The sequence below is a fragment of the Arthrobacter monumenti genome (assembly GCF_054511255.1).
Genome location: NZ_JBTNCY010000015.1, coordinates 1 through 21,335 on the forward strand (window position 1 = coordinate 1; position 21,335 = coordinate 21,335).

General features: G+C 59.5%; 27 protein-coding genes and 1 pseudogene. 10 read left to right on the top strand and 18 right to left on the bottom strand.

The window, feature by feature from the left end:
* Positions 1 to 936 precede the first annotated feature (936 nt).
* Entirely contained in the window at positions 937 to 1,974 is a 1,038-nt protein-coding gene (locus ACX80B_RS17325) for a PDDEXK nuclease domain-containing protein (protein WP_459298469.1), read from the top strand.
* Between the two features lie 27 nt (positions 1,975 to 2,001).
* Here ACX80B_RS17325 and ACX80B_RS17330 read toward each other — a convergent pair whose 3' ends face one another.
* The 3 genes from ACX80B_RS17330 to ACX80B_RS17340 all read right to left on the bottom strand — a co-directional run bounded on the left by ACX80B_RS17330 (position 2,002) and on the right by ACX80B_RS17340 (position 3,478).
* A complete protein-coding gene (locus tag ACX80B_RS17330) occupies positions 2,002 to 2,229 on the bottom strand; it encodes a hypothetical protein (protein ID WP_459298471.1) in 228 nt (75 codons plus the stop codon).
* A gap of 174 nt (positions 2,230 to 2,403) precedes the next feature.
* Entirely contained in the window at positions 2,404 to 2,886 is a 483-nt protein-coding gene (locus ACX80B_RS17335) for a pyridoxamine 5'-phosphate oxidase family protein (RefSeq protein WP_459298473.1), read from the bottom strand.
* 55 nt (positions 2,887 to 2,941) lie between these two features.
* Positions 2,942 to 3,478: a hypothetical protein gene (locus ACX80B_RS17340; RefSeq protein WP_459298602.1), complete on the bottom strand. Its 537-nt coding sequence runs from the start codon at positions 3,476 to 3,478 to the stop codon at positions 2,942 to 2,944.
* A gap of 199 nt (positions 3,479 to 3,677) precedes the next feature.
* On the opposite strand from ACX80B_RS17340, the gene ACX80B_RS17345 reads away from it, so the two are divergent.
* From ACX80B_RS17345 to ACX80B_RS17365, 5 genes are all read left to right on the top strand, one after another.
* Entirely contained in the window at positions 3,678 to 3,920 is a 243-nt protein-coding gene (locus ACX80B_RS17345; RefSeq protein WP_459298475.1) for a hypothetical protein, read from the top strand.
* Between the two features lie 506 nt (positions 3,921 to 4,426).
* Entirely contained in the window at positions 4,427 to 4,852 is a 426-nt protein-coding gene (locus ACX80B_RS17350; RefSeq protein WP_459298477.1) for an N-acetyltransferase, read from the top strand.
* A gap of 252 nt (positions 4,853 to 5,104) precedes the next feature.
* Positions 5,105 to 5,308, top strand: coding sequence for a cold-shock protein (locus ACX80B_RS17355; RefSeq protein ID WP_459298479.1), 204 nt, complete (start codon positions 5,105 to 5,107; stop codon positions 5,306 to 5,308).
* Between the two features lie 86 nt (positions 5,309 to 5,394).
* The gene (locus ACX80B_RS17360) at positions 5,395 to 5,844 is read left to right on the top strand and encodes a hypothetical protein (RefSeq protein WP_459298481.1); all 450 of its coding nucleotides are present in this window, start codon (positions 5,395 to 5,397) and stop codon (positions 5,842 to 5,844) included.
* Between the two features lie 252 nt (positions 5,845 to 6,096).
* Entirely contained in the window at positions 6,097 to 6,831 is a 735-nt protein-coding gene (locus tag ACX80B_RS17365; RefSeq protein WP_459298483.1) for an ANTAR domain-containing protein, read from the top strand.
* An 87-nt stretch (positions 6,832 to 6,918) separates the two neighbouring features.
* On the opposite strand, the gene ACX80B_RS17370 is transcribed toward ACX80B_RS17365, so the two are convergent.
* Together ACX80B_RS17370 and ACX80B_RS17375 are read right to left on the bottom strand one after the other, a co-directional pair.
* Positions 6,919 to 7,173, bottom strand: coding sequence for a hypothetical protein (locus ACX80B_RS17370; RefSeq protein ID WP_459298485.1), 255 nt, complete (start codon positions 7,171 to 7,173; stop codon positions 6,919 to 6,921).
* Positions 7,174 to 7,370: 197 nt separating this feature from the next.
* Positions 7,371 to 7,445, bottom strand: a pseudogene (locus ACX80B_RS17375) (hypothetical protein); the annotation flags it as partial.
* Between the two features lie 145 nt (positions 7,446 to 7,590).
* Between ACX80B_RS17375 and ACX80B_RS17380 the strand changes: the two are divergent.
* Positions 7,591 to 8,349 (top strand): helicase associated domain-containing protein, encoded by a 759-nt coding sequence (locus tag ACX80B_RS17380; protein ID WP_459298487.1) that lies wholly within the window; start codon positions 7,591 to 7,593, stop codon positions 8,347 to 8,349.
* A gap of 215 nt (positions 8,350 to 8,564) precedes the next feature.
* On the opposite strand, the gene ACX80B_RS17385 is transcribed toward ACX80B_RS17380, so the two are convergent.
* The 12 genes from ACX80B_RS17385 to ACX80B_RS17440 form a co-directional block, all read right to left on the bottom strand.
* Entirely contained in the window at positions 8,565 to 8,804 is a 240-nt protein-coding gene (locus ACX80B_RS17385) for a helix-turn-helix domain-containing protein (protein WP_459298489.1), read from the bottom strand.
* Positions 8,805 to 8,922: 118 nt separating this feature from the next.
* Entirely contained in the window at positions 8,923 to 9,177 is a 255-nt protein-coding gene (locus tag ACX80B_RS17390; RefSeq protein ID WP_459298491.1) for a ParB family protein, read from the bottom strand.
* A 93-nt stretch (positions 9,178 to 9,270) separates the two neighbouring features.
* The gene (locus ACX80B_RS17395) at positions 9,271 to 9,639 is read right to left on the bottom strand and encodes a hypothetical protein (protein WP_459298493.1); all 369 of its coding nucleotides are present in this window, start codon (positions 9,637 to 9,639) and stop codon (positions 9,271 to 9,273) included.
* 64 nt (positions 9,640 to 9,703) lie between these two features.
* On the bottom strand, positions 9,704 to 10,207 hold the full coding sequence (locus ACX80B_RS17400; protein ID WP_459298495.1) for a single-stranded DNA-binding protein: 504 nt from the start codon (positions 10,205 to 10,207) through the stop codon (positions 9,704 to 9,706).
* A gap of 75 nt (positions 10,208 to 10,282) precedes the next feature.
* Positions 10,283 to 10,540: a glutaredoxin family protein gene (locus tag ACX80B_RS17405; protein ID WP_459298497.1), complete on the bottom strand. Its 258-nt coding sequence runs from the start codon at positions 10,538 to 10,540 to the stop codon at positions 10,283 to 10,285.
* 525 nt (positions 10,541 to 11,065) lie between these two features.
* Positions 11,066 to 11,212 carry a hypothetical protein gene (locus tag ACX80B_RS17410; RefSeq protein ID WP_459298499.1) on the bottom strand — a complete coding sequence of 49 codons (147 nt, stop codon included), beginning with the start codon at positions 11,210 to 11,212 and terminating at the stop codon, positions 11,066 to 11,068.
* 200 nt (positions 11,213 to 11,412) lie between these two features.
* Entirely contained in the window at positions 11,413 to 12,444 is a 1,032-nt protein-coding gene (locus ACX80B_RS17415) for a DUF4192 domain-containing protein (protein WP_459298501.1), read from the bottom strand.
* A 455-nt stretch (positions 12,445 to 12,899) separates the two neighbouring features.
* Positions 12,900 to 13,328: a hypothetical protein gene (locus tag ACX80B_RS17420; RefSeq protein ID WP_459298503.1), complete on the bottom strand. Its 429-nt coding sequence runs from the start codon at positions 13,326 to 13,328 to the stop codon at positions 12,900 to 12,902.
* Positions 13,329 to 13,896: 568 nt separating this feature from the next.
* Entirely contained in the window at positions 13,897 to 14,481 is a 585-nt protein-coding gene (locus ACX80B_RS17425; RefSeq protein ID WP_459298505.1) for a hypothetical protein, read from the bottom strand.
* Positions 14,478 to 15,419, bottom strand: a complete 942-nt coding sequence (locus ACX80B_RS17430; RefSeq protein ID WP_459298507.1) for a ParA family protein — start codon at positions 15,417 to 15,419, stop codon at positions 14,478 to 14,480. Before ACX80B_RS17430 ends, ACX80B_RS17425 begins: the two co-directional genes overlap by 4 nt.
* A gap of 211 nt (positions 15,420 to 15,630) precedes the next feature.
* A complete protein-coding gene (locus tag ACX80B_RS17435) occupies positions 15,631 to 17,469 on the bottom strand; it encodes a helix-turn-helix domain-containing protein (protein WP_459298509.1) in 1,839 nt (612 codons plus the stop codon).
* Between the two features lie 197 nt (positions 17,470 to 17,666).
* The gene (locus ACX80B_RS17440) at positions 17,667 to 17,891 is read right to left on the bottom strand and encodes a hypothetical protein (RefSeq protein WP_459298511.1); all 225 of its coding nucleotides are present in this window, start codon (positions 17,889 to 17,891) and stop codon (positions 17,667 to 17,669) included.
* A 488-nt stretch (positions 17,892 to 18,379) separates the two neighbouring features.
* On the opposite strand from ACX80B_RS17440, the gene ACX80B_RS17445 reads away from it, so the two are divergent.
* The 3 genes from ACX80B_RS17445 to ACX80B_RS17455 are packed head-to-tail and all read left to right on the top strand — an operon-like array spanning position 18,380 to position 20,194.
* On the top strand, positions 18,380 to 18,826 hold the full coding sequence (locus tag ACX80B_RS17445) for a hypothetical protein (RefSeq protein ID WP_459298513.1): 447 nt from the start codon (positions 18,380 to 18,382) through the stop codon (positions 18,824 to 18,826).
* On the top strand, positions 18,827 to 19,279 hold the full coding sequence (locus tag ACX80B_RS17450; protein WP_459298515.1) for a hypothetical protein: 453 nt from the start codon (positions 18,827 to 18,829) through the stop codon (positions 19,277 to 19,279).
* Entirely contained in the window at positions 19,280 to 20,194 is a 915-nt protein-coding gene (locus ACX80B_RS17455; protein WP_459298517.1) for a hypothetical protein, read from the top strand.
* Here the strand turns inward: ACX80B_RS17455 and ACX80B_RS17460 are convergent.
* Positions 20,169 to 21,329, bottom strand: a complete 1,161-nt coding sequence (locus ACX80B_RS17460; protein WP_459298519.1) for an alpha/beta hydrolase family protein — start codon at positions 21,327 to 21,329, stop codon at positions 20,169 to 20,171. The genes ACX80B_RS17455 and ACX80B_RS17460 overlap by 26 nt on opposite strands.
* Between the last annotated feature and the right edge of the window lie 6 nt (positions 21,330 to 21,335).

The following is a 21,335-nucleotide window of genomic DNA, read 5'->3' on the forward strand; positions in this document are numbered from 1 at the left end:
CGATTCAGACGCCGGCAGCAATGTCGACGCCGACACCTCGGCCGACAGCACCACGGACAACGCCTACTACGGCGGATCCGACAACGAGGGCCTGCTGGGCGGACTGCTCTAACCAGCCCCTCAAGGAACTGTGTGGCACCCATCCCAACCCGGGACGGGTGCCACACCCCTATCAAGGACGCCCAAAGGCAACGGCCGGCGGGATATCCGGCAAGCCCTCGATTCCGGATTCTGCAAGCACAGTTCCAGCTAATAACGGGCAATTACGTCACTTTGAACCGCCACTTGGACGAAGAGCGTCTGGCCGGCACCTCAGCTCCACGGCTTCTGTCTCCTTCTTCGACGGAACGTTTTGCAGGTGACAACTCGTCTTCGACGCTCATCGTGCGATTCCGGGCCGGCACCATGTCACGGATGACGATTGCAGCCACGACTGCCGACTGGTCTCGTCCGCAGCGAGCCACTCCAACAATACGGCGCCTCTCCCCCATTCAAGGACCACTCCGTTGGCACGCACGTACTGCTCTCCGTCACGAACCCAGGCGGTAGCTTCCTGTTTCATCATTCTATAATTAGAACATAGGTTCGAATTATCCACAGTGGGGATAACAGTGTGGAAACAAGGCAGACTGCCCGCCAGTCGGGGATCAAACAGACCCAACAAACGAGGTCTGGTGCACATAGATAGGGTCCGGTATGGCCCATTTTGAGCTATACGGCTCTGGCAAACGTGCACAAAAAGGCGTCTGCCGAGCTTGGTTGCACACCAAGCTCGCTTGATTCGGCGGTCTGGCAGCATATGTCGGGCGCTAACCGCTCATAACCGGTTGCCCCTTGCTGGGCAGGAAGATGAGTCTCCTTCCAACAACCGCAGGGTTTGTCCGTTCCAGCGGGGTAATTCGCTTGGGACATACGGATTTCGAGAGAATGAGTTCCATGACGCCTGCTGATCTTGTTCTGCCCGACGGTTACAGCCAGACGCTCGACGTGCTCAAGCGTCGCGTTCGGGATGCCAGGGTTCAGGCGCAACGTGTGGTCAATACCCAGCTCATTGAGCTGTACTGGCACATTGGAAGCGAGATTCTGGTGCAGCAGGAGCGCCGGGGCTGGGGAAGCAAAATAGTCGCCCAGCTCGCGTCCGACCTCAGGGCCGAGTTTCCCGAGATGACCGGCTTATCGCGAAGCAATCTGCACTATATGCGGGCTTTTGCCGCCGCCTGGAGCGGTGAAGTAATTGTCCAACAGGCTGTTGGACAATTGCCGTGGGGCCACATCACCACCCTGTTGGACAAGCTGGACGATCCGGCCGCACGTCGGTGGTACGCGGCCGCGGCCGTCGAGTATGGCTGGTCGCGGAACGTGTTGTTGAACATGATTATGAATAAGTCGATGGAACGCACAGGGGCGGCGCCGTCGAATTTCTCCCGGCAGCTGTCTGCCACGGATTCGGAACTGGCACAGCAGGTGGCGAAGGACCCATACACGTTCGAATTCCTGGGGCTCTCCGGTGAAGTCGCCGAACGGGAACTGGAACAGGCGTTGACGGAGCGGATCGTCGAAACCCTGCGGGAACTGGGGCCGGGGTTCGCCTTTGTGGGCCGGCAGGTGCATTTCGAGGTCGGCGAGGACGACTTCTATGTTGATCTGCTGTTCTTCCATGTCGAACAGCTGCGCTACTTCGTCATCGAGCTCAAGACCGGAAAATTCCAGCCCGAGTACGCAGGGAAACTGAACTTCTATGTGGCCCTGGTCGACGACAAACTCAAACGCCCCGCTCACGGTGAGACGGTCGGGATACTGATCTGCGGGAGTAAGAACGAGCATAGCGTCCGCTACGCCCTGGGCAGGTCGGACTCCCCCATGGCCGTCTCCACGTACACCTACGAGTCATTACCGCCGGCGGAAAGAGACGCTTTGCCTGGCGAGGATGAACTATCGGCCGCTTTCGACCAAATCGACCCGTCAGCAACATAAACCGAACGTATTTCTAAGCTGCTGGAGTTACTCGCCCGCTCCCGCAAGACGGTAACCGTCGTCGCGGTGGATCAGCCGGCGGCCGGCGCCGTTATCCATTTGGACCCATACGACGGAGCCGTCCTCGGTCTGCGTATCAAGCACACCTTGGATGCAGTGGCCCTCCTCGCCGTGACGCAACCTGACCGGTTGTCCCGGTTGAATCGCCGCCCAGCCCTTCATCCACTGTCCATCCGCACCCGCTGGCCTCATCACACACTGCTTCCCGGTATCGCCGCAACTGAGCCGGGTGCGCCTGCCACTGAAGGCTGCGGGTGCAGTAAGGATCCCGGCTCTATAAGTCTGGCGGGTCCACCTTCCTCGTTCGTTAACATGGATATGGCGTTCTCCTAATGTTGTCCTCGTCGCCAGGACGACGGGGGCATCCGCCTATAGATCGACGGTTTGGTTTCGTCCTACATTGGGATGTCCGCCGGTGGTCTTGGATTTGATGAATTTCACCACGGTGGCCATGCTCCCGCCGGGGGTGTCCCAGTATTCGGCGGACTCGGCGTTTACCCTGATAAAGACGAGACCGGGGGTTTCGGGGCCGTCCGGGAACCATGCCTCAACGGCGGCGTTCCACAGTTCCTTTGCCTTGGCGGTGTCTTCGACCACCTGCGCTTCACCGCTGACTGAAACCCAGGCGTCCCTCTGGCTGAATGAGATATTAACTCTGGGATCGGTCTGGGCGTGAGCCACCTGAGTGGTGTCCCGGTGGGTGAAGAACCACATGTCACCATCGGATTCAACCTGCTGAACGGCCAGAGGCCGGCTCACCAGTTGCTGATCCTCGTTGATTGTGGTGAGCATTCCGATATTTGAGTCGTTGATCAGCTCCACAACTTTTTGCACGTCAGTGTTCTCAGGCACTGTTTACCTCCATCGTTCTGGTCGTTTTGTTCCTCGTTATATGAACCGCATGGGCCTACTGGGTCAGGCGGGAGATCAGGCTTTGGGGGCGTTGCAGTTCCCCTTCCCTGGCACCGAGGATGATCACCGCTCCACTGAAAAGAGGCAGCGACCACTGCAGCATCTGCAACTGCTTCTGTGCCGAAGCCAGTTCCTTCGACGCTCCCGGGCGGGGTTTAGTGGCACCTGCACCGCCTTCATTGGCGAGCTTGGCCACCTTTTTGCCCAGCACGCCGGAGTACAGGGTGGCGGCCATACCGGCCACGGTGATGACCGACTTCACGACAGTGTTGGCCGGCTCTCCCTCTTGGGCGGCGAGGCGGGATTTATTGTCCAGGATGGTTCCGATCCCACCGATGGCATGCACGCCGAACGCTGCGACCTGTACCGGAGTCCATTTCTTCCATCCGACGCTGGAGAGCCGGGTGCGTTCCTGCGGATCCTTTGCCTGTGCAGCGGCCCCGTTGAGCCCGACGGCGCCCATCAGAGAACCGCCAAACCATGCTGCCGCCCCGAGGTCGTGCATTGAGCGCGATAGCAGATTACCCATAATGAATCACTTGCTCCTTCTATGGTCTCCCGTTCAATAGCAGGTAAAATATCTCACCTGTAGAACAAACAGTCTACTTACCATATCAATGGACTGTAAGAGCAGAACGCTCAACAGTTCGGGCACCAAATGCGCTGGCTTCATATGTGCAGGCGGCCCTTGAAAAGCGAAACCCATGAATGTCGAAGGTTGGAGGCTGCTGATGAATATCAGTGACGTTAAATGGAACGAAGAGGCGCGGCAGAAAATACTGAACGACGCTGACCGGGCCCTACAGGTCGCTGCCCGTGAAGCGGCTCAAACACTTCCGGACGCAGACCGCGATACTGTCTATGAATTTCTCGTCGAAAAGCTCGAGGGGCAGTTCGTCGATTTTAAACCCGGACCGGATCTGGGCGACTATGCCGATGCCATTGTTGCCAAGGAGATCACGTTCGACGGGTAGGTTGCCGGCGGCCGTGCCGGATATGACCGATATCGGTCGGTACTGCACGACTCAGGGCGGGGCGCCGCTGACCACGCAGTGTCCTTGCAATAATCAGCACACTTACGATAATCTATCTGCCGGGTTGAGCAGTTGGCCCATGGATCTCTCGTTTTGGAAGCGAAACTGTGGACCACAAACTGCGTGTCACCGTACGCGTTGACATTGATCAAAGCACCGTTTGTCTTGAAGTCGGCGGATGCCTGACCGCCTCCAGCTGCTTCTTTATTGCCCTTAATCCGGCGCGCCCACGCGCTGAAAGACGGGCTGATGGTCACGGTCGATCTTTCGGCCGCACACCACATTGAGCCGGCGGGCCTGGACCAACTGCATGCATTTGCCGCCGGCCAAGCCGTCGATAACGACCCCTGGCGGGTACGGGGGTTTGATGGAAACGTGAGCGTCATCGCTCCGCCTGTTCTCCCCAGCTGTCCTGTATCCCACGCTGGCCGCAAGTTGGTTGCGGCATGAGCAAGCGACGTTTGCCGACCGCGGTCAAAGAGGTTGCCGAGCCGGTGGTGGCCGTTCATCTTAATCGTGAGCTTCACCGGTTCGAGGCATACCAGGGCGGCGCAGTTGCAGGTTTCGTGGCGTATGAGATGGATCAGGGGCAGTTCCGCTTCACGCTGACACAACTGAGCCGGGATTTCCGGAACATCAGTTTCGGCGAAGCGCTGATACGTGCCGTCCTCAATGATGCCCAGCGCCGGCGGATCGAGGTACTGCCTTACTGCCCGTTGATGCGGTACTTCATTGCCACTCACCACGGCTACCTGCCCCTGGTGCCCGCCGACCGGCGGCACCGTTTCGGGCTTCCACGCCCAGACGAACAAAAACAGTCAAGACCTGCCCCTGAAGTTCCATCCCTGATCCCGGCCAACCGCATTGTTTGACCGGACACTAAAATTGCTAACACGGTCAAGCAGAGCGCCCTTCAAGGCATCGCGTTCGCTGCGCCTGGCATCATCATGTGTCAGAGCTGATGCAGCCAGGACGAAGCGTCCGAATTCGTTCAGAAGGCATCCTCACACCGCAACATCAAACTCCGCGACCTCGCCGGGCAAATAGGCGCCGGAACATGAACCAGTGCGCGGCCACAGACACACTTCGACCACTAAAAACCGCAAAACGATAGGAGAATCATTATGGCCATAGGAACAGTGAAATGGTTTAACGCCGAAAAGGGATTCGGCTTTATCGCCCCGGACGATGGAAGCGCCGACGTCTTCGCGCACTTCTCAGCCATCACCGGCGGTGGGTATCGTTCCCTGGAGGAGAACGAGAAAGTCCAGTTCGACGTTGTCCAGGGCTCCAAGGGGCTGCAGGCAGAGAACATCAGCCGCCTCTAGATTCGGAATTGTTGCACGCAGTACTGCGTGAACCGGAACCGCTTTACCGCGAATAGTTGATGAGAAAGGGCTGTTCCATTTGCTCTGTGGATCCCCGCGGAATTCCGTTCGCCAAAACAGTAAAACCCATTGCCGGCCGCATTTCTATGCCTGCCTGTAGTGTAGAAGGAGCGGTCAAGCAGTGCGCCGTCCCCAAGCGGCGCATGCAATTGTCCCTGAAGCTGAACCCTCCAAGCGTGTTTCTGAACGGCGATGGCGAGGTTGACAGCACCGCTGACCGAATCGCTCACTCCCCCTCAGAAAGAGAAGCCGGGAAGCGGGCGCGCTATCGTCATTCGCGAAGGTTACATATGCAAATTTCGAAAGAGCAAGTCATCAATCACCTCAAGTTCAAAGGCGAGGATGCTGCAGCCAACCGGGCCGATTCCGAGTTGCCGGCCAAAGTGGATCCGGTTAAAGACGTGGAATTACTGTTCGGCATCGGGATCGACCCTCAGGAGCTGACCGGCATGCTTCCCGGCAACTTCGGCGGCTGAATCATAGGTATCAGGCGCAGACTCGCAGGCGACCAAGATGCGGTTCACGCAGCGAACGCTGCGTAGAGTCGATGTTTGTTCATGTGATTGTTTGACCGTGGCCGTTAGACTGGTGGGGACGGTCAAGTAGCGCGCCGCTGACAAGCTGTGCCGGCTTGGTGGCCGATTTTTCCCCTTTGCATGCCCGATGGTGCTCCGGGCGTGAAATTTTCTTCCATGTGGGTTCCGGCGTAACCAAGTACGGGGGCTGTGATGAGCAGCGAAATCACCGACCTAAGCACCGACGAATACCTCTATGATGCTGTGCTCGATTCGGCGGACGTGGGAGAATTCCTCAACGAACTGTGCCTACACGCCGTGCAGTCGCTCAGTGACGACGAGGACCTCTTATGCGGCATCACCTTGCTGCGTCAGAAAAAGGCCGCGACGGTGGCCAGCAGCAGCGAACGCGCCCAGGCCATGGACGAGGTGCAATATAAGTTCAAAGACGGCCCTTGCCTGACGGCCTCCAGGGAACAACACTTCGTCCAGATTCCGGATCTGAGGACTGAGCAGCGCTGGCCGGACTATATCGCCGCGATCACCGGCCGGGGCGTGCATTCGGTCCTCGCGGTTCCCTTCGACCTGTCTGGAGACGCGAAGGCCGCACTGAATCTATACTCCAGCACGGCGGGCAAATTTACTGATGAGGCTGTGGAGAAGGCCTCCGATTACGCCGGTGAGGCCGCCAGGTCCCTGCGCCTGGCCGTGCGGATCGCCCGGCACAGCGAGGCGGTCACGGATCTGAAAGCGGCCATGGAATCGCGCACCGTGATCGACATCGCCATCGGGGTCATCATGACTCAGAGCCGCTGCAGCCAGGCCGAGGCGTTTGAAATTCTGAAAAAGGCGTCCTCACACCGCAACGTCAAACTCCGCGAACTTGCCACAACGATTGTGTCGGGGGCCGGAGCGGGCGCACAGCCGGAGACTCACTTCGACCACTAAAGATGCCAGCACCTCAAAGACTGCTGACGGACTGAAACAACTCCCGCTAGCGCAACGGCGGACGGCATGCCGGTGACCGCTTGTCCGCTAGCTCCCCGGCAGGTCATACGAACTGGCCGCCCTGCGGCATTGTGGGAGGTCATCGATCAATTCGTTGAGTGCAAGAGCGATCAGGTCCCGATCCGCTGCAGGAAGCGGGTACAGCCCATGCAGATACGCATCCAGTTCGAGTTCTCCCAAATCGCCGCCGACGCTGAAGTATTTCAGCCACAGGTCTTCTGGGGTGAGGTCAGCGTCGTTGGCTGCCAGTGAAGTGCTGCGTTGTTGGGTTTGCTGATTCATGCTCTGCCTACTTCGGTGCCTATAGCCGGGAAGAATTCATGCCCGTGCTCCTGAGTGAACACCCTGGGGACCGGAATGCCCAGCAGACACTGCTTGGCATCAATCGTACCTTCTGCTTTCAGCCACGACCTCAAGACTGAGGTCCACGATGACCACGGTCTCCGTGCAGCCCGGGTAAGCGGGATCGTGGCGATACTTTAACCAGCCTTGACGACTGCCAGTTCGTTCCCTTCTGTTGTGCATCGGGGTGAGGAATGATTCCGGGCCATCGTCCAGTCGGGTAAGCGCCGCCATCATTTCGGGCCCCTCCGGGTGAACGGTCCCGCAGAGGCTCGCATTTACTCACGGGGATCTGGCTCGATTAGAGCCTCGGGGATGGCCCGGCCTCAATTCCCTCCCGGTTATAGACTCGCTGTCATGGATAGGCGTTGGGACCAGGCGTTGGTCAGCGCCGTGGAGTTTCAGAGCGCCCATGGCAGGTTGCCTCGACGGCACAGCGGTGATCCGGCCGAGGAGAAGACGGCGATGTGGCTGTACCACGCCCGCCGCCTGGACAGCCGCGGCGAACTCAGCGCAGAACGCATCCAACAGCTCGACAACAGCCTCCAAAACTGGCGGACACCGGGCAGGACCAGGAACGAGGATGAGAAGTGGGACGCCCGCATGGCCGAACTCCAAGCCTTCACTGCAGCCAACGGCCGGGTTCCAAAGCGCAGCGACAAAGCCGGTGAGGCCGAATGGTCCCTGGCACTGTTCATCAACAGGCAACGCAGCCGGGCCCGCAACGGCACCCTCCGTACCGACAGGGCCGCACAGCTCGAAAAAGCTGTCCCGGGGTGGAATGACAGACGCGAGCCTTCGCGGATCCGGTATGAACGCGAATACCGCTCCGCGGCGTGGGGACGGGTAGCGCCGCACGCGCCGGTGATCCTGGCCGGACTTGCCTCGGGCCGGTCGCCGGCGGAAATGGCGCGCATGACCGGTGTGCCCCAGCAGTTGCTGTTCGGTCTGGGCCGGCACAACACTGAATGGGCCCAACAGTTCGAGGAAGCGCTAATGGAGGGCCGGAACCCTGCCCTGGAGCACGGAACGCACTCCGCGTACCAGCACGGTTGCCGGTGCAGGCAGTGCCGGAACCTGGTTGCCGGCTATCGGCAACGGTCACAGCGGAGATAAGAGTGGCCGGCAGGAACCGGTGAAGCAAGGTTGGGGGGAACCATCCACCGGGGCCTGCCGGCCAAACGGAACCAGCGTCAGCAGGCTCCAGAATCACTCGCACCCATAAAGGAAGGCGGGCAACATGACCTAATCTACCCTGAGTTGGAGGGACCTTCGACCCAACAAATGCCGGCACACGCCTGAACTGTAGATGAGGCGGCCGGACTGGAGGCTTAGTCCTCGGTGGCTTCGACGTTGTCCAGTTCTGTCCGGTCTGCTTCGGCCCGCCCGTACTGGGCGGAGATGAACTCCTCGAGCTTGGACCGTTCCACCCGCCAGATGTTCCGGCCGCCTATTTGAATGGCGGGCAGGTCCCCGGTATGGATCAGGTTCCGCACGGTTGGCTCTCCGACTGCCAGTTCCTTAGCGACGTCCTTAATCGACAGGAACCGGGGTTCAGTACCGGTGCTCATGACCGTGCTCTCCTTTGGTGAGTCCATGTTCTGAATAATTGGAAGGCGGGGCCGGAAACCGCACCACACAGTTTCCGGCCCCGTTTCTTTCTTGCTTTCCCTGCGAAAGGAAATCTGTTCAGCGGCGGTGTTTCTCTTCGTTGAGGGTGCGCCTGCCCGGGCGCAGCGCGCCGGCTGGTACCGGTTCCCACGCTTTGCCCTGGTTGTGTCTGCGCTGCAGTCGTTTCACTTCCCGCAGCACTGCCGCTTCGATAAGGTCCGTTACCGAACGGTATCCCTCGGCCTGGCCCGCTGCCAATAATGCGGCGCGTACCTGGTCCGCGTCCTTCTGTGTGAAGTACGGGGTGAAGGACGCCGGTTTTCGTTTACTCATTACTCCACTACTCACTTATCACGCACGGAATCCTTGGACGGGGATGCCCGGGTTTATACGAAAAAGCTGACGACGATGACCGTGACCGTAGGGTCAAGCTGTGGGCTCGTTGTAGCCCTGCCGGTTGATCGCGCTTTGTGCTTGTGCCAGCTCTTCCCCCAGTTGAGCGGCCAGTTGCGCGGCGCGGGTGAGGTGGTCCGTGGCGGTCGCGATCGATTGCACGGGGTCGCCGCCTTCGTCCTCATACACGTCATGGGTCTCCAGGGATCTGCCGAGCCCTGAGGCGATTTGGGTGCAGGTTTGCGGGAGGGAGTGTCCGAGCATTTTGAGGTTCCCCAGGATGCTGTACACGAGCGGTGCCGGCAGCGAACGGGCGTTGATGGTCAGGTGATTGATCGCCCGGACGGCCTCGTAGGCGTCGTCGGCGCGTTGGACAACTGCGGGGGTTTCATCGTCGGACATAGGTGTTTTCCTCCTGGGTGTGGTGTCGGTGGCCAGCGTAGTACCGGCCACCGACAAAAGGGTTTTAGAACGGTGGTTCGTTCTGCTCGGGGCCGCTCCCCCATCCACCGTTGTTACCGGCATTTGCGGGTGCTGCCCATGGGTCGTCCTGCTGACCGGCCGGCGGGTTGTCGCCCTGGCGGGCTGCCCCTCCCCCGCTGGTGGACTGCCGGCGGTTGATGCTCGCGGAGGCGTAGCGCAGTGAGGGGCCCACTTCATCGGCTTCGAGTTCGAAGACGGTGCGCTTTTCGCCTTCCCTGGTCTCGAAGCTGCGCGATTTGAGCCGGCCCTGGGCGATGACCCGGGTTCCCTTGGTGAGGGTTTCGGCCACGTTTTCGGCTGATTCGCGCCACACAGAGGCACGCAGGAACAGGGTTTCTCCGTCTTTCCACTCATTGGCCTGCCGGTCGAACGCGCGGGGCGTGGAGGCGATGGTGAAATTCGCGACGGCCGAGCCTGAAGGAGTGAAGCGCAGCTCCGGATCCGCGGTGAGGTTCCCTACTACGGTGATGATGGTTTCGCCTGACATGGTGATCAACTTTCCTTTCGTCGTGGTTTTGGTGTTGTCATTGCTGGCCGGTGCCGTAGTTCTCGCGCTCGGGCTTTAGCGTGCCTGATCCAGCCGGATCACCTGGTTGATTTTCTCCGGATTCAGCCCCAACCAGTGGTCCTCTGTGCCGTCTTTGTCGTAGACGACGACGGGAGCCTGCGCGTAGCCAAGCTCTTCGCTGATGTATTCAAGCGCCTGCTCGTTCGTGTTGATATCCACCTCCGTGAACGCGACACCCGCGGCCTTGAAAAGGTCTTTGGTTTTCGCGCAGCCGAAACACCCCTGGGGTTTGGTGTAAATGGTGATGGTCATCGCGCTCAGTCCTTGGTTTCGTATCGGTTTTAGTAAGAGTCAACTGCTGTGCTACTGCCTCCATTCTATCCTTTATTCATCTGAATAAACAGGGTTTATCCCCGTAACTGAAGGGTTTTTATGGTCTTTTTATAAACCGAAAACACGGATACACAGAAACACGGATTGGCAGAAAGATGTGGCCCGGGCCGGTTTTGTGGTGGTCGAAGCGGTTGGTCCCTCCCCACATTGTTTTTTGCCTGCTGGCAAGCCCCGCTTGCTTGTCCCCGACGGAGCAGTGCTCAACCCGCAGGGCCGTGGTCGCAACGGGAATGTGGAAGGAAATAAGCGACGCAGGAGCGCCGGAGACATTGCTGTGCGGGTGCGGCCGGCCGCAGGCCGGTTGACGCTGTGGAGCGGGGGCACATCATCGGCAGGACAGCAGCAAATAAACATTGTTTTGCCGGCGGCGGTCTTTAGGAGCCGGTTGTGAGTCCGAACGCCAGTGAGGCCGTTTTGTTGTGCCCATGCAGTCAATCGGGGCGGTCATGCTTCCCTGGTGGACCATTGCAGGTCGGGCCTGCCGCCGGCGGCCGCGTGTGCTGGGAGGATGTTGGCGATGGCGGTTTCGGCGGTGCCTGGTGGGGCATATGCGGTGTTGCGCTGGGAGTAAATGAGGTCGGTGCCGGGCATGGGGGTTTTCCTTGTTAATAGCTCGGTGTTTCGGTGGGCGTGTGCGGGCCGGTGGAGCACGTGATGGCAGCCGTGGGTCAGCGGGTGTCGTGTGATGCGGCGGCCGGAGGAGCGAAGCGGGGGAGGCCGCCGCCGCGCATCTGCAGAACCTTGGCAGGGGCAGGGAATCCGTGGTTCCCTGCCCCTGCCTCTGTTATTGGTCAGCGTTGGTAGGCGGTGTTCTGGTTTTTGACGCATTCGGCGAGGGTGCCGGTGCCCACGAGTTGGAGCATCAGGGCGGCGAGCTTGTGCCCGGGCTGTGCTTCGAGGGCTTGGCTCAGCCAGGCGTGCGCGGTGGAGCCTTTGCCCTTGTACCAGTGGATCCAGCCGAGCATCGCGAACAAGGGTGCGCGGGCCTCATCCGGGGTGTGCCGGAGCAGGTCGACTGCCAGTTGCTCGGTCGCCTCGACGCGGCGCCAGTCCGGCTTTCCCTTGTACGCGCCGATCAGGGTGGCGGTGTAGGCCTCCAGATCGTCGTCGGTGTTGATGGTGTCGGCGATGATCCGGTCACGCACTGCCGGCACGTGCAGGGCGGCCACCAGTTGCAGGGCGGTGTCCTGGTCCGGGTCGGTGCCGATGGTTTCCTGCCACAGTGCCCGGTTCTCCGCCATGACGGGCGCGGTCCAGTCGGTCGGATCGGTGACGGTCCAGCCGGTGACGTGGCCGCTGATCTGGCCGAGGTTGGCGGCATCGCCGGTAAACGGCGCCGCCGTCGCCGCATCGCGCTCGGGGTTCGACCCGGCGTAGATCATGTGGGCGTTGAGTGTGCTGTCGGTGATTTCATCCAGCGGGTGCCCCTGGCAGCAGTCCTCGCCGTTGCAGAAGTATGTCCTCCAGCTTTGCCCGGTGACCAGCCAGCCGTCGCGGATGGGTGTGCCTGCGGCCTCCAGCGCGGTTTCCAGCGCGTGTGCGTGGTCGCTGTAGGGCTTGTTTCCGCCCGTGGCGGTGTGATCGGTGTAGGCGATGAACAGCGTCCCGTCCGCTCCGGCGTCGTGGCCGAGGTAACCCGTCACGGTTCCCGCGAACTGGACAGGGTCGATGTTCTCCGGCGCATCCAGCCGAAGGGTTGCTCCGACCCGCCCGCCGTGCATGGTGATGAACACGAAGGATTCACGCGGGGTGAATCCGAGTGTGTGCAGGACGTAGGCCAGAATGTCGGCGGCGGACTTTACGGAAATTGCTGACTTGCTCATGTGTTGCTCCCTTTTCGCAGTGGTGAGGTTTAGGGCTGTGGTGATCCAGCAGTGGCCCCTCTCCCCCGTTGTTTTTTGCCTGCTGGCAAGCCCGCTTGCTTGTGCCCGACGGAGCCGGGTCAGCCCGCAGGGCAAGCGGCCGGGCCGAATGTGGGAGGAAATAAGCGACGCAGGAGCGCCGGACACATTCGGGGCGGGCGCGCTGCAGCGTCAGCTGTTGACCCGGTGGAGCGGGCACGCATAATCCGAAGGACAGCAGCAAAAAATAGATAGATCCCTGCCGGTGGCGACGTAGGAGCCGCCGGCAGCACAGTCCGCAGCGGCAGCGGAGGTCCGCTTCCTGGTGCGAGCGGGCGAGTACCAGGGCCCGTTTTCGGCTGGGCCGGCTCCGTCCGGGCCGGGCGCGGGACCCCCGCCGCCAAAAGGGGGCGGGGGTGCCTGCTGGAGGCGGCTTGTCAGCTGGTCCAGCCGGGGTAGGGCAGCCGGTCCCTGCCGGGCAGTTCAGCTGCGGCTTCGGGCAGGTCCTGTGGTCCGTGGGATTGGCCCATGTTCCAGTGGAAGAACACTTCTTCGGTGATCGCCTCGAAACACTCCGCTTGTGAGCGGAACCAGCAGGTGCGGGTGTCCCCTTCAACGTAGGTGCCGTAGCCAAACAGTTCCCCTACCCCGTCGCGGTGCCGTGCGACAGCGAAGATAATGTAGGGCCATGCTCCGGCGCCCCAGCCCTCGCTCCCCCAGTTCGGCAATGCCGACCAGCCGGTGCCGGTGAGAGTTTCCATCCAGTCGTAGCCGTCCCCGGTCCGGTCGTCGGCTGGCAGGCCGGGCGCGTTGATGGTTTCGCCGGTGTCCTTGGTGACGGTCCGGGTGATTGTCTCGGTGCTCATAATGTGTTGCTCCTTCTCGCAGTGGTGAGGTTTCGGGGCTGTGGTGGTCCAGCAGTGGCCCCTCTCCCCCGTTGTTTTTGCCTGCTGGCGAAGCTTGCGGAGCTGTGCCTGTCGGAGCCGGGACAACCCGTCAGGGCAAGAGCACGGGCAATGTGGGAGGAAATAAGCGACGCAGGAGCGCCGGACACATTGCCCGGGCACGCAGCAGCGTCAGCTGTTGGGCTGGTGGAGCAGGCACGTACGATCCGAAGGACAGCAGCAAAAAAAGAAAAACCGCCCGGGCGCGACGTCAGGAGCGGACGGCCAACAGCCCGAACGAAGTGAGGACCGCATCCCTGGAACGAGCAAGCGAGTACCAGGTACACCAACAGGCACAGCCGGCAGGCCCACTCCCCCAGCCGGGCACAGAAATGCCCCGGCCTGTAGGCCGGGGCATCATCATGCGGCATTGCGTCCAAGCGGTGGCGTCAGTCGAGGGACACCTCAAGGTCGTCAATCGCTCCCAGAAACCCTAGTTGTCGAATCAAATCGCCGAGACGAATCAAGTCCTTCCTCAATGCGTTGACCGCTATTTTTGTAGTTGGCTCATGTAGAGCTTCAAGACGGTGGATACGCAGGCGCTTCTCGATGGAGCTCCCAACCTTTGCGCTTTATCCTCAAGCCATTCCACTTGGTTGCGATCCAGTCGAAGTTGGATCTGAATCCCTGCCGTTCCCCGCGGCCTGCGCACCCGCCTCGGCATCCCGTGCTCCGCGGACACTTTTTGCGGTTCGAATTCCTTGGCTATGGCTGTATCTTCGACGTGGTCGAAGGCCTCGACGAGAAGGTCTGAATAGGTGACTTGCTGTTGCCTGGTCCATTCCTTTAGCCGCGTCAGGAGTTCTGGCTCAATGTACACGCCGACGTTCTTCAACGGACCCGGGACCTTCTCCGACGCGCTCTCTACTTCGGCCGGTTTCGGCTTGCCTACTACTGGAACCGGGGACGACTGGATATCGACGTCGGACTTCGCGACTACTGGCTTAGTTACGTTGGGGCTGGTTTCTGCATTTCGACGCTTAGGCGGCAGTAATCCTGCTAGTTTGGTTCCCCTGGTCGACGACACTGGTGCCGGCGCGAAGGCTTCCTGGAGACTCCGGCGTTCTGCGTTCATGAGTCGCTCCCGGCTTCTATGTCGTTGAGTCTGGAGAGTATCTCACCCGTCAGCGTCTCGAATTCCTCGGCCAGACCACCTGCATTGCGAGAGAAAAATCCATCTGCAGGTTTCTCTCCGGCCCGTAGTGCTTTGAGCCTGAGTCTTTGAGCCTCGGTGACTGCCCCTTCCAATTCGTGGAATAGCAGTCCCTTCTTGCGGGCATCTGCACTCGCACTCTCCAAGTTTCTGATTCGGGTTTCAAATACAGGGGCCACGTCGCCAAGCATGTCCTCCAGTGTTTGACGGACGCTACGCTCCAACCTCAGTGATCGCGGACCGACCCCAAATAGCACCACTCCAGCCAGCTGGAGTGAGGGGTTCCGATCGCGGACGGCTATGAACCGCCGAGCCACACGTTCTACACCGTCGATGCTTGCATCATCGGACTTCGTGGGAATGACGACAGCGCTTGATATGGCGAAAGCGCCTTCAACGAGAGTCCGTTCCCCCGGCGGCGTATCGATGAGAATAAGATCATATTCCTCGGCTATTGGTGCGATGACAGCGTAGAGCATGTCGCCAAAATCCGGGGCACCCGCCCTGCTGGACCTAGACACCATGACGCCCTGTATATCCTCCAGGGCTTGCCCTCCCGGTATTACGTCTAAGTTCTCTCTCACATTCCGCAGAACGTTGGGCGTTCCCCCGCTCATGAGAACCCTCAGGAGATCCTCACCTGTCTGGGACTCATACCCTAGGTCTCGGGCTAAGTCTCCCTGCGGATCCAAATCGACCATTAGGACCCTCGAGCCAGCCAACGCAACGTAAGCTCCGACATTCGCTGCGGTCGTCGTCTTTCCGACTCCGCCCTTTCCATTTGCCAGGCAAACAACGCGATCAATAGCTTTCGCACTGACGACACTATTAGCAGCTGGGGCTGTAAGGGATCTTGCCATTCTTATTGTTCCTCTCACTGAATAAACTGCGTGATGATCTATTGATCAGAATATGAGAGGTAGTGCTCAATTTCTTGCAGCGACTCACGCTAGTACAAGAGTTGATTGTCAAACCCGGCACCCTATTTACTAACACACAACGTTACCAGTTGACCTTATAATATGGCTTCCTATTTGCCTTATGGCCTTACCTGCGCTCTTCCTTGTCGGTTTAGGCAATGACGGCCGTTGGCCAGTTCAGGAGATCGGGCATAGTCGTTTCCCTTTCTGGTGGTCCGTCGCTGTCCCAGTAGGGGTAGTCGTCGTCGGGGGAGGCGATGATGGACCCGTAAAAAGCCCGTTTTGCCAGCCAGTCGCGCCAGTTGGCGCGTTCCTGCCGGTGCCGTTGTAAGCATCCCGCGATGTGGTCGAGCACTCCGAAGTATTCTGCCAGCGTTCGCAGACTGGTGGTTGGGACGATGGACCATACGCCGTTACGGCGTTCGATCATGTTCCAGGCACACATGGTTTCAAGGGCCATGTTAACGGTGCTGGGGGAGAGGCCGGTTTGACGGGCGAGATCCGCGCTCCGCCAGCGACCGTCGCCTTGTTCAATCGCCTCATACACAAACGCTGCCGGGATCCCCAGCTCGTAGAACACTGGCCGTAAAGCATGGAGTTTGCCTTTGGCCCACTCCCTGGACTCCTGGTCGCGCTGGTAGGCAGCGGGGATAACGAGTTCGTAGAGATCTCCGTGCGTACCTTTGGCCTCCTGCGCCAGACGGATCATGGGATTGGCCATAGTGGCCAGTTCCCGCAACTGCCGGGCCACGGTACTGGCGTGAGTGCCTGTACCGAGCGAAAGCGATCGTGTACCGAATTCGATGAACCGCGACTCTGCCTTATGCGCACCCTCACCCAGTGCCCGCAGCAGCATCCTGTAGCCAAGCCCGGCGCGGGTACCCAGGAACGTTTGCTCATAGCTGCCCAGCGTGGTTCTCCAGCCGCGCAGGAATTGGTGCTCCGTCAGTACAGTCCCTCCTCCCCCCTGTGTATTTAACCGGCTTGTGTCTCTTTTACGGTCATTGTTATTCCCGGCAGCCAGTGGGGACGCTCTTTTTCTCTGTGCGGTGACGTAGCGCACCGCTTCGCGCCAGTCGTTACGGAGTTCTTTGGCCCGGCTGTGCGGCCGGTACCTGGCATAGAAGGCGGTCATTCCCGGCCAGGAATTCTGCTGCATGTGCCGCAGAATGTCGGTCAGTTCCCACCCGCACGCGACCGCTGAGGCCATAATGGCCTGGCGGGCCTCCGAGGCGGAGGCGTACCGGGCGATGTCATAGGCACCCGAGCGCGCCATCGACTGCTTATCGGCCGGCAGCGCCCGTTTGGTTCCCGCCGGAAGGGGCAGCTGCTCAACGTCGTCTTCGACCACGGTCAGGGAGGGCCGGCGGTGCTGGGTGACGATGGCCAGTTCTTCGGCCAGGTCCTTTTGGAGGCCTTGACGGACGCTGTAGCCGTTTCGGCGTTTGGCGACGTCGTAGGCTTCGGAGAGCGGCATCGTCAGCGACTGGTAGCCGCCGCGCTTCCAAAGGCTGCCAGGGGGGCGGATACACCCCGTTTCGGCGCTTTGGTGCGGCGAGGGATCCAGGCTCGAAAAGCGCCGGCCCAGTGCCTCTACCAGGTGGCGGGCATCGGTGAACGCCAGGCTGTCGATAAAGGGGACGTAGATGTGCCGCCCGCCGCCGGGGGAGCGGTCCTCAACCCAGCGGCCACCAAGACGAGCCAGCAACCTTTTGATGGCCTCATAGTCGGCCTCGACCTGCCCCAGTCCATCCCGGCCGACGTCGAGGTCCAGGCACAGGCTGCGCACGAGTCCACCGGTGGCCACGATTCGCACAGCAGCAGGCACCGAAGGCAGTGCCCTGGTCAGTGCCCGTTCATGCCCGGTGGGATAGTTCTTCCCGCCGTCCTTGGACAACCTCATCCGGTGCTGCCCGGACAACTCGGCCGCCAAGGCCGCCCACGCCCGGGCCGCTTCCTCCCGGTCCGACCGAGACGGTTGAGCCGACACGCCGGTAACGGCTGGCGGGCATGATTCCGTTTGCAAAAGATCGTGCGCGTGTATGATGGACTCAACTCCATAAGGAAAAGGACATGTAAATGCCCTGCTTCTATGTGAAGCTCTTCACCGAAACTCTTGGCGGAACTGCGGTGTAGAGCTTGAGACTTTTCGCAGGAAGGCCCGCAAACATTGCGGGCCTTCCTCGTTTAACTGGCCTTATCGATAGGCAAAGCCTCCTGACCAGTCATTTCTTCAACGTCGATTTGTGCGAGGTGATCACTCATGACCTTGGCAATATAGGCAACCGCATTAGTGCCTTCCATCTCAATGATCATTCGAAGCTTCTCGGCTTCCTTGATAGGGAGCTTGGCAGCGAAAGTATGTCGTTCGCCCAAGCTGGGGCGTCCTGTGCTGAGCTTCTTGAGTGCCATGGGTCCCACTATGCCTGTTTCATTTAATGAAACAGCGCATTTTCTACCCCGTGTCGCTGTTCTTTGAAATAGGCCTTCTCACATGAGCTCATTCCCCTCAATTGATGACCAACCACTTGCCACTGGCCGTCGTTGCGCTCCAGATAGTAGATGAGGAGCAGGTTTATGGCCTCTGTGGTGCTTCAGCCAGAAGTCGAGGACCAGTTTGTTTTTGGTCACCCGGTCAATGACGCCCGGGAAACCTTAGCGTCGGATATTTTCACTTTTCCACAAGCCGCCCCAGTGTGGCTGTGGCGGCGCTGATTGCGCTGTCAAAGATCGAGCAAAAGACAGCTTACATACATGCTCCGCACATGCACAACTCAGTAGTTACGCATTGCCTGTACGCTTCGAATGGCATCAGATAACATTTATTTGTCACCTGTCCGCCTGCTCTGTGTGCGGTCAATATCACAAGCAGCTGACTATGGCTGAAGGAGCTTTTAACGATGGCAAACGGGGCCCGCAGGGTGTTCCTTACACAACAACAGAAGAAGGAGCGGCTAGCGGAACGTATGGGCATCCTGGTGGATATCTGGGAGTCTGACAACAACACTGCGCTCACATATCCTCATGTCGAGCAGGCACTTTCCGCCCACGGAATCCACCTGTCGCGCACCCGCTGGTCCTACTTGACTAATGGAACTGGCAGCCTTGTGACAGATCAGGAACTTCTGAGGGGCATTGCGGAGCTCGTTTTTGAGGTGCCGGCCGTTTATCTATGTGACCTCAATAGTGAGCCGCCGGCCGAGGTCGAAGCGCGGATGGAGTTTCTTGTCCAGATGCGTCAGCTCAAGGTGAAGAACTTCGCCGCGAGAAACCTGGGCGCTACCTCTCCAGAGACCCTCAGGACAATCACCAGGATTATCGATGCGTCGATGAACGGCGAGGAATGAATGAAGCTGCCATCTGTGCAGGATAAGGTTCGCGAATTATGTGGAGACGGCACGACATCCATGGAGGAAGTTGTCGATCGCCTGACCGTGATCTGCGAGAAACCGATCCATCTGATCGAGTTCGAAGATAATTCCTGGGGATCGCTGACCGCCTTCAAAGCCGACTTTGAGGACCGAATCAATATCTATTTCCCTCCGCAGGATTCCTTACAGTACAAGTTTCACTGCATCTATCACGAGCTGGGCCACATATATTTGGAAAACTCCCACGACGCTTTGATCTTGGCTGGTCTCTCCGAAGAGATGCTGAAAGAGACCGCAAACGCCATCAACGTCAGTTGCCGGTCCGTTCCGAATCATCCGGTGGAACGGTGGGTGGAGGACTTTGCTTTTAACATGTCGAAGAAAACCCGTGTGCGCAGCTCATTCGATCCTGATCCTTTCCTCTGCTAGATGAAACTGTTGCTGTTTGCACTGCTGAGTGCCCTGTGCCTACTTCGGATCCCCTCGGCGGTCAAGATGGCGGAATCCCGGGCGTCGTGGCTGGCATCGATGTTCGGCCTCGCGGCGCTCTATGTCCTGGGAACGGTTACACCGCTACAGGTGATCGACAGCTACCTCGGTGGCATCAACGTGACGAACCTGCTTCAAGCCATCTTCGCGCTACTAGCGATCTTCTTCTTCAACGACAGCGTGCGGCGGTTAGCAAACGTGCCAGTCAAATGGACTTACTATGCTCCGTTGCTGGGCATTCCCATCATGATTGTCAGCTTCGCCCTGATTGAGGACAAAGCTCCAACAGATGCGGACTTCATTGCTTTGCGCATGGACCAGCTCGCCACTGCCGCGTACAGCGGCACTTACATGCTCGCGTTGTTGTTCACCGTGCTGAGGATCATCTACATGCTTCGACACAAGGCGAGGGGCCTGTATGCAACATTCTCAGCGGGTTTGGCCGTGGTTGCGGCTGCTTGTTCGTGCCACATTGCGTACGTGGTGCTGTTCCATTTCTCTCCCTGGGACGCCTTCGCTCAAGCGATCGGATCCTGGTTTGACCGCCTTTTCTATTTAGGCCTCTCGGTGACGGCTGCGGGGTGGCTGATCCTTTTCCTGTCGAAACAGCTCCCGAGGTTGCGTCTCTGGATGATCGATGCTCTCTGGCTTACTGCATTGAGGATTAGGACGAATACGGATCGGTCACGGGTCGAGCCAGTATGGGACCTTTTCAACGAAACGCTCGAAAATGGCGTCTACAAAAGCCTGATTGTTCTGCACAACCACAAGCGGGTAAACCTGATGGCATTCCCCGAATCTCGTCAGTCTAGGATCAGTCAGATCGAGGCTAAGCTAGATGCGCGGGTTCAGTAGAGAGCGCCCTGCTGACCCAACTGGTCAGCTCGGTGGTGAAAGTGGGAGGCGAGGCATTCCACTCCTGGGTATGGTGCGCCTCAGGTAAGCGAATCAGGGTAACGGTTCCAGGATTCGCGTCTTGGAACGCCGCCGAGATCTCCCAGGGAACCTCTTGGTCGGCACTGGAGTGCAAGACCAGTGTCGGGACTGTCACCCGGTTAGGCACGTCGACCCACTCAAGTGCATCGAAGTTGATCGGTTCCTCCAGCCCGAGCATCTTTGCGAATACGGGGGCCTGCAGAAGGCCCATGGCAAGGCGGGCCCCAATCTCTGGCACACCTGCTTTCGCTGCACCTGCTGTGATGGTTTTACGCCAGCTTGTGACGGGCCCAACGAGAACGATTCCCACGATCCGGTCCCGGTATGCACTCCGCTCAGCAGTGAGCAAGGCAATCGTTCCGCCCATCGACCAGCCGGACAGGATGATTTGTTTGGCTCCATGAGCTACGGCGTAGGTCACGGCGTTTTCCACGTCACGCCATTCAGTCTGTCCAAGGTGGCTGGTCTCGGTCTGTAGCGGGTGGACCTCCAGATCCCCGCGGAATGAGGGTACCAAGGAGGTGAACCCCAAGTGGCTGAAAGCGTGGACATCTCGGAACATGATCGAGCGGTCGGTCCAGCTGCCATGAATATGGATCACCCATACGGCGGTATTCTCGCCTTCGAATCGCCAGGCAGGCGCCGCACCGTAGGCAGTGGGAATGTGCACCTCTTCGTAACGCCCGCCGGCCGCCGCCGGTTCGAAGAACACATCGGGGGTCCAATCCACCATTGGCCCCAGACGTTCCGGCCCGGAGCCATGCAGATCGATCCGCCGTTCCACGTACTTTTGATGCTCATTGATCAGCGTGACCTCGCCGACTCTCGTGTACTGCTCGGTCGTAGGGTCGAACACACCGAAGTCACCTGGAGCTTTGGTGTAGTCGTCTAAATCAATGCGGATTCGTCGTCCATCATTTGTCACTTCGGCCCGGCGGTAGTCCTTTGTGCCACGCTTGACGATCTTGCGAGCCACGACGACCGCGAACCCAGATAGCGCGGCAGTTGGCACAACGAATACCAGACAGGCCAGGCAGCGCCGTGTCGTCAGCATTCGGTC

Excerpts from the sequence above, each read along its gene's own strand:
- ACX80B_RS17325 (WP_459298469.1), top strand. The coding sequence starts at position 937 with ATGACGCCTGCTGATCTTGTTCTGCCCGACGGTTACAGCCAGACGCTC.
- ACX80B_RS17345 (WP_459298475.1), top strand. The coding sequence starts at position 3,678 with ATGAATATCAGTGACGTTAAATGGAACGAAGAGGCGCGGCAGAAAATA.
- ACX80B_RS17350 (WP_459298477.1), top strand. The coding sequence starts at position 4,427 with ATGAGCAAGCGACGTTTGCCGACCGCGGTCAAAGAGGTTGCCGAGCCG.
- ACX80B_RS17355 (WP_459298479.1), top strand. The coding sequence starts at position 5,105 with ATGGCCATAGGAACAGTGAAATGGTTTAACGCCGAAAAGGGATTCGGC.
- ACX80B_RS17365 (WP_459298483.1), top strand. The coding sequence starts at position 6,097 with ATGAGCAGCGAAATCACCGACCTAAGCACCGACGAATACCTCTATGAT.
- ACX80B_RS17370 (WP_459298485.1), bottom strand. The coding sequence starts at position 7,173 with ATGAATCAGCAAACCCAACAACGCAGCACTTCACTGGCAGCCAACGAC.
- ACX80B_RS17380 (WP_459298487.1), top strand. The coding sequence starts at position 7,591 with ATGGATAGGCGTTGGGACCAGGCGTTGGTCAGCGCCGTGGAGTTTCAG.
- ACX80B_RS17385 (WP_459298489.1), bottom strand. The coding sequence starts at position 8,804 with ATGAGCACCGGTACTGAACCCCGGTTCCTGTCGATTAAGGACGTCGCT.
- ACX80B_RS17390 (WP_459298491.1), bottom strand. The coding sequence starts at position 9,177 with ATGAGTAAACGAAAACCGGCGTCCTTCACCCCGTACTTCACACAGAAG.
- ACX80B_RS17395 (WP_459298493.1), bottom strand. The coding sequence starts at position 9,639 with ATGTCCGACGATGAAACCCCCGCAGTTGTCCAACGCGCCGACGACGCC.
- ACX80B_RS17400 (WP_459298495.1), bottom strand. The coding sequence starts at position 10,207 with ATGTCAGGCGAAACCATCATCACCGTAGTAGGGAACCTCACCGCGGAT.
- ACX80B_RS17405 (WP_459298497.1), bottom strand. The coding sequence starts at position 10,540 with ATGACCATCACCATTTACACCAAACCCCAGGGGTGTTTCGGCTGCGCG.
- ACX80B_RS17410 (WP_459298499.1), bottom strand. The coding sequence starts at position 11,212 with ATGCCCGGCACCGACCTCATTTACTCCCAGCGCAACACCGCATATGCC.
- ACX80B_RS17415 (WP_459298501.1), bottom strand. The coding sequence starts at position 12,444 with ATGAGCAAGTCAGCAATTTCCGTAAAGTCCGCCGCCGACATTCTGGCC.
- ACX80B_RS17420 (WP_459298503.1), bottom strand. The coding sequence starts at position 13,328 with ATGAGCACCGAGACAATCACCCGGACCGTCACCAAGGACACCGGCGAA.
- ACX80B_RS17425 (WP_459298505.1), bottom strand. The coding sequence starts at position 14,481 with ATGAACGCAGAACGCCGGAGTCTCCAGGAAGCCTTCGCGCCGGCACCA.
- ACX80B_RS17430 (WP_459298507.1), bottom strand. The coding sequence starts at position 15,419 with ATGGCAAGATCCCTTACAGCCCCAGCTGCTAATAGTGTCGTCAGTGCG.
- ACX80B_RS17440 (WP_459298511.1), bottom strand. The coding sequence starts at position 17,891 with ATGGCACTCAAGAAGCTCAGCACAGGACGCCCCAGCTTGGGCGAACGA.
- ACX80B_RS17445 (WP_459298513.1), top strand. The coding sequence starts at position 18,380 with ATGGCAAACGGGGCCCGCAGGGTGTTCCTTACACAACAACAGAAGAAG.
- ACX80B_RS17450 (WP_459298515.1), top strand. The coding sequence starts at position 18,827 with ATGAAGCTGCCATCTGTGCAGGATAAGGTTCGCGAATTATGTGGAGAC.
- ACX80B_RS17455 (WP_459298517.1), top strand. The coding sequence starts at position 19,280 with ATGAAACTGTTGCTGTTTGCACTGCTGAGTGCCCTGTGCCTACTTCGG.
- ACX80B_RS17460 (WP_459298519.1), bottom strand. The coding sequence starts at position 21,329 with ATGCTGACGACACGGCGCTGCCTGGCCTGTCTGGTATTCGTTGTGCCA.